Source organism: Colwellia sp. E2M01, from assembly GCF_018860585.1.
GTDB lineage: Bacteria > Pseudomonadota > Gammaproteobacteria > Enterobacterales > Alteromonadaceae > Colwellia.
On record NZ_JAHKPR010000074.1, the window covers coordinates 19,039 to 24,883 of the forward strand.

Here is a 5,845-nt window from a genome sequence, read left to right on the forward strand (position 1 = left end):
GGATTTAAGTATTTTAACCTGTACAGGTGATCTGTAATTTAACGGACTTGGTATAACAAAAGCTGTAATATTATATTTCTTGCGATAATGTTATTTTGCAATTAGTCTGAGTCATAACCGTTTCCGTTATTATCTCAATAAACATGGCATATCAAACGTCAATTTATCCAACAATAATTCTCCAAACGATAACATCTAAAATAGTTAATCGCCCTTTTAAAAGAACTTCTTTTGCGGCGCTGATACTTTTCTTGAACACCCCATTTATTGCCCAAGCAGAAGAAACAAAGCCAGACATTATTAGTATTGAAGAAGCTTGGCGCTTCACAGATATTTATGACAACGCTCAAGGTGACTATATAAAGTTATCGGGTCGGTTACAGTTAGATGCTGCTTGGGTTAATAGTGATCAAGGAAAGTTCAATGATACCTTATGGCGTCGCTTTAGATTCGGCTTTAAAGGTAAAAAAAATAACTTCAGCTTTGATTTAGAAGCTGATATTAATTTAAATAATCAACTTAGCGATGCTTATAATCGTTTAACCGATGCAAATATTGGCTTAGCGGTTAACAAACATACTAAAATTCTATTTTTAAAGCAGTCTGCTGGCTTTACTCTCGACGGTAAAACTTCTTCCAAAAAGACACTCACCCCCGAACGAAACAACCTCACTAATAACTTATGGTTTACTGCTGAGTACTTTACCGGCATTAGTATTACCAGCACGTTTTGGGATGACTTTTCATATAAAGCAGGTGTTTTTGCAAGTGATGGTTCGGATGAAATATCAATCACTGACGCCAGCTACTTTACACTTTTCACTATCAGCAAAAAATTAGTAAATACAAGGTTGTGGGATGAAGGTGAAATTAGTATAGATTACGTTTATAACGATAATCATGATGATGCTAATACCAAAGACTTTTCACAAATAGTCAGTAGCTCAAGTAAGTTTTCTCTAGGAAACTGGGGGCTACAAAATGATATTTCTTGGGCTGCAGGTGATTTAAACCAAAGTAATGTTTTTGGTCTTGTTGTTATGCCAACCTATATGCAAAATGAAGCAATACAATGGGTCACACGTTATACTTATATCAACAGTGCTCAAGCGAATGGTATCAGTTTAAATAGATACGAAAACAGTGTACTAAGTGATCGTGGTGATCAATATCAAGAAGTTTATGGCGGCGTTAACTGGTTTTTCAACGCTCATAAATTAAAACTACAAACAGGTATTCAATACGCAAAAATGGATGATGCCGCACTTGATGGTGGTAAGTATCGTGGCTGGGGATTTTCATTGGCTTTACGCTCTTACTGGTAAGCTGCGGTAAACCTTTTACCTATTACATTTTATCAATATTTATCAAATAGTTGCGATGTAAAACATATACAAAAGCCGATTAACTTAACGCTAATCGGTTTTTGTATGAGTTGAGATAGTAGCTAAATTGATTAGCTCTTTAGTTATTTAGCGTCAATAGCCTAGCCAAATAAATCGCCAAGCTTGCCTTTCAATTTATCTTTGGCCTTATCTTTAACTTTATCTTCTAATTTTTTCTGCTGTTGTTTAACAACATCTGAGTTTTTCAAATCATCTAAAGCTTTATCAGTATCGGTTAACAAGGCTTCAAGGTCGAGTAACTCGGCTGTTTGGTTATTACCTAACTTCAATGCTCCCGCTAATTTCTCGTTTAAACCCGCATTTACTTTGTTTTTAAACTCGCTTAACTTACCTGCCACTTGTTGTTTGAAAGCACCAGTTAATGCTTCATTTAATGAAGAGCTAATTGAAAAATCAGGTTTTGCAAGTTCACCTCTGACATCTACATCAACAGTTAACTTATCTAAAGACTTAATAGTATCAAACAAGATACTCGTTAATTTAGTCGTTCCCTGCCCTTGGTAACTTGTTTGATTTAAAGCGATATGATTTTCAGATAAAATATCACCATCTACTAAGGTAAAGTTTCCTTCACCTCTCATATTGCCTTGCTCAAGAGATAAGCTTAATGCTTTGCTGTCAGTTAATGTCGCGTCATTTACCATACGATTATTCATATCCCAATTACCGTCAGCTATAAAGTCACCTGTTTGAGTAAATTTAAAACGGCTATCAAGATTTAATTCACCATTGGTAATTGAGGTAATATTGATTTCACTATCTTTACCTCTAAACCAATGTTGATGCGTTAACTCTGTACCTTTAATAACAAAATCGCCTTGTTCAAGACTCATCGACAATAACGATTTTTTAATTAATACTTCAGGTAATGGCGAATCTTCTTTAAAGAAAATAAAGCGACCTTTGGCATGGACTTTGTTTTCAATAACTTCTTCACTTTTATCGTCACTGCTCCCCAAGTATGGCGCAACCATTTCATAAGCCCATTGTGCTTTTTCAAAATGGCCTCGCGCTTGTTCTCCAAATAAAATATGAATAAAGTCTTCGCTATCAAGTGTTTCTAATTGGTATTTTTTCTCTATATTTTGCCAATCTTTTGCTGGCGCATTCTTAACATCAGTCACCTGCTGCGCTAATAAATCCTTACTCGCTAGCACTTGTTTTTTAGCGTCTTTAATAACGGCTTGATCGGCTTTAAATTCTTCTTTAATAGCGTCGTAATCAGCTTTAAGCTTTGCAATATCATCTAGTGATTTAACATCTACCTTTGTTAAAGCTTTAACTTTGTCTTGGTAATATTTAAGCTTTTCTTTCGTCGGTAAATTGTCTTTAAGTGCCTCTAACTTTACTTGTTCAGTTTCATAACTTGCTTGTAACGTTTTACTCGCTTTAATTGTTATTAAGTCACTGTCGTTAAGTATAGATTTTACATCCGGTAATTGCATATCCATTTCTGGCAACATGGCTTTAGCTTTATCTGAAAAGCTTTGTTTTTTCTTATCCGTTTCATCGTCACCGTATACTTGCCCGACTGAATTACGTTCGTTGCCAAAAGTGAGTTCAGCTACATCAAGTTGTTCAATAATAATTTTACCAAACAAATATTGCCAAAAATCAACACCTGCTGAGGCGCGTTCAAAGCTAAAAACGTTATGTGTAGGAACGTCTTTATCGGTTACTTGCATACCAATAACACTTATGTGAAGTGGTGAAAAATCAAGTTCAACATCGGCAACATTTACTTCTGCACCAAAAACACTTTCAGCAGATGCAACAATGCCTTTTTTTACTAGGGTTTCAGCAAAGAAGTACAATAAACTAATAATTAATGCAGTTATAGCAACAAAACCGATAATACCTTGCCAACGGATAAATTTAGTCATTACAGACCTCCTTTGCTTTCGCCCGCTACTGCGGTATATAAACTATAGAATTTTGATGCTTTTAACGCTTGAACAATTCTAAATTTAGCGAAAAATGACATGATATGGACTCGGTATTTATCAATAACAAGCTTACTAATAAAGTAGATAGGCACACATAAAAGTCCGCCTAAAACAAATGCGCCAAGTACATAAGTATGATGCCAATGCGCTAGTTTAAATAAACTAAATTGATAAAGCGCCGTGAAAAATTCTGAAAGTGCAGGTGAGGTAAGTAAGTATTCACCCACTTGAACTATGTAAGGTGACAGTAAATAGCTTAGGCCAGAGAAAAAGCCAACAGATAAAATGAAACTACCTAGATGAACTCTAATAATACAGACAAAAAAGATTATGATGATGTTATGCAAGGTAAGCAGTGGCGATAGCCCCACTAAAAAACCTAACGCTATGGCTAAGGCTATTTGCCTAATAGAGCTATCACCATTTAAGGCATTTAATAACTTGGCGAGTAAAGTTAGCATGTAACCTCCTGTTAAAATGTTTAAATTAGCTAACAATCAACGTCAGCATTTATCTGTTTATTAAGCTTCTTTACGCGTAAAAACCCAGTCATTACCTTTAGACATTTCGGCATCATATTGATAACCCGCTAAATCAAAGCCTTTGATATCTTCAATGTTGGTCAGTTTATTTTGAATAATATAACGAGCCATTAAACCACGCGCCTTTTTTGCAAAAAAGCTGATGATTTTATATTGGCCGTTTTTCCAATCTTTAAAGGTTGGCGTAATAATAGTGGCGTTAAGTAATTTAGGTTTTACTGATTTGAAGTATTCAGTAGAAGCTAAGTTAACTAATACCTCTTCATTTTGTTCTTCAATCACTTTATTTAACTCGTTGGTGATAATTTCACCCCAAAAATGATACAAATTATCGCCACGGCTATTTGCTAATTTACAGCCCATTTCTAAACGATACGCTTGCATTAAATCAAGTGGTTTTAATAAACCGTATAAACCCGATAGTATTCTAAAATGCTGTTGTGCGAACTCGAAATCGTCTTCAGTAAATGATTGTGCGTCAAGCCCTGTATATACATCACCATTAAAGCTTAAAATAGCTTGTCTTGCATTTTCTGGTGTAAAAGGTGTTGCCCATTCACCAAATCGAGCTGCATTTAAACCCGCTAGTTTATCACTCAGCTTCATTAAACTGGCAATATCACTTGGCGTTAATTTAACGCACTCATCAATTAATAACTGACTTTGTTCAAGTAAGGTAGGTTGAGTAAATTTTTCTGTTGTAAGAGGAGATTCAAAATCTAATTTTTTTGCTGGAGAAACAACGAGTAACATATTTATAGCCAATAGTTAAAATTACATGATAAAGGCTAATATATCATAAGCTTTACGCTATTCAATAGCCTTTAATTATGACCCTTTTGCTCGTTGTATATTGAGAGTTATTTATTAATAAATTCTATTAAATTTATCTCTTTTATTTACGTCGTATAGCTTAACGGTTGACAACATTAAAACACCCGTTTAAATTTTAAGTTCCATATTTTCTTATTTTGGTTAAACGCGATATGTCGAAACACATTATCAACTTTGCACACGCCAATGGTTTTCCAGCTAATTGCTATCAAACCTTATTTAGTTACCTACCAACTGACATAAAAGTTATCGCCTTAGATAAATACGGCCATGATCCTAAAAAGCCTGTGAACCATAATTGGCAAGCACAAGTAGATGAACTTATTGCTTATGTGGAATCTCAACAAATTGATTTTGGCAATAGAAGTAAAGTTATCTGCCTTGGCCACTCATTAGGTGGTGTTATATCTTTTATTGCTTGCTGTCAGCGCCCTGACTTATTTAAAGCGTTAATTATGCTCGATCCTCCTGTGTTAACAGGTGCTAGTGCCATGATGGTAGGGATGTTAAAAAAAACAAGGTGGATAGATAAGTTTAGCCCCGCAGGTAAAGCAAAAAGCCGTAGAACACATTGGCCGTTAACTGCTAATACATTAACTACAGAAACGTTAACCAAAGACATAAGTGCAGATCTAAAAAAAATTAGTGCTAGCTTTGCGCGTAGAACCTTATTTAAAAACTTTGATAAGCGCTGCTTAACTGATTATATCACCCATGGTATTTGCCAGCGTAACAACCAATTAGAACTCGTTTTTGATGCACAAATTGAAGCTGAAATATTTAGAAACCTGCCTTCAAATCTTTCTTGTTATAAAAATAAATTAACGGTACCGGCCGTTTTAATACACGGCGAAAGCACTGATGTATTTCCCCATAAAATGTTTCACAACTTTGCCAAGCTAAATAAAAATATAACGTTAAAGACGATACCAGGCGGGCACATGTTTCCATTAGAAAGCCCTGAAGCCACCGCTAAATTAATTACAACGGTGATTGAATCTCTACCTAATAACTAAAAGTAGCCCCCTAATTGTAAATTATCTTAAATAATAGCGGTTTACTATATTCTCATGGTAATCTTTGGAGCGGAATGAATAGCTTTATACCAATCTGATTA

The 5,845-nt window shown here is 34.9% G+C and carries 5 protein-coding genes; 2 read left to right on the top strand and 3 right to left on the bottom strand.

Going from position 1 to position 5,845, the window contains the following annotated elements; genetic code table 11:
• Positions 1-251: 251 nt before the first annotated feature.
• Entirely contained in the window at positions 252-1,325 is a 1,074-nt protein-coding gene (locus KO502_RS14220; protein WP_216023229.1) for an OprO/OprP family phosphate-selective porin, read from the top strand.
• Positions 1,326-1,486: 161 nt separating this feature from the next.
• Here the strand turns inward: KO502_RS14220 and KO502_RS14225 are convergent, their stop codons facing one another.
• From KO502_RS14225 to yaaA, 3 genes are read right to left on the bottom strand one after another with little or no spacing between them, the layout of a single operon-like run.
• Positions 1,487-3,289 carry a TIGR03545 family protein gene (locus KO502_RS14225; RefSeq protein ID WP_216023230.1) on the bottom strand — a complete coding sequence of 601 codons (1,803 nt, stop codon included), beginning with the start codon at positions 3,287-3,289 and terminating at the stop codon, positions 1,487-1,489.
• The gene (locus KO502_RS14230) at positions 3,289-3,813 is read right to left on the bottom strand and encodes a TIGR03546 family protein (protein WP_216023231.1); all 525 of its coding nucleotides are present in this window, start codon (positions 3,811-3,813) and stop codon (positions 3,289-3,291) included. The genes KO502_RS14225 and KO502_RS14230 overlap by 1 nt, the downstream gene beginning before the upstream one ends.
• 60 nt (positions 3,814-3,873) lie before the next feature.
• A complete protein-coding gene (gene yaaA, locus KO502_RS14235) occupies positions 3,874-4,647 on the bottom strand; it encodes a peroxide stress protein YaaA (protein WP_216023232.1) in 774 nt (257 codons plus the stop codon).
• Positions 4,648-4,880: 233 nt separating this feature from the next.
• Between yaaA and KO502_RS14240 the strand changes: the two genes are divergently transcribed.
• Positions 4,881-5,744, top strand: coding sequence for an alpha/beta hydrolase (locus tag KO502_RS14240; protein WP_216023233.1), 864 nt, complete (start codon positions 4,881-4,883; stop codon positions 5,742-5,744).
• Positions 5,745-5,845: the final 101 nt, after the last annotated feature.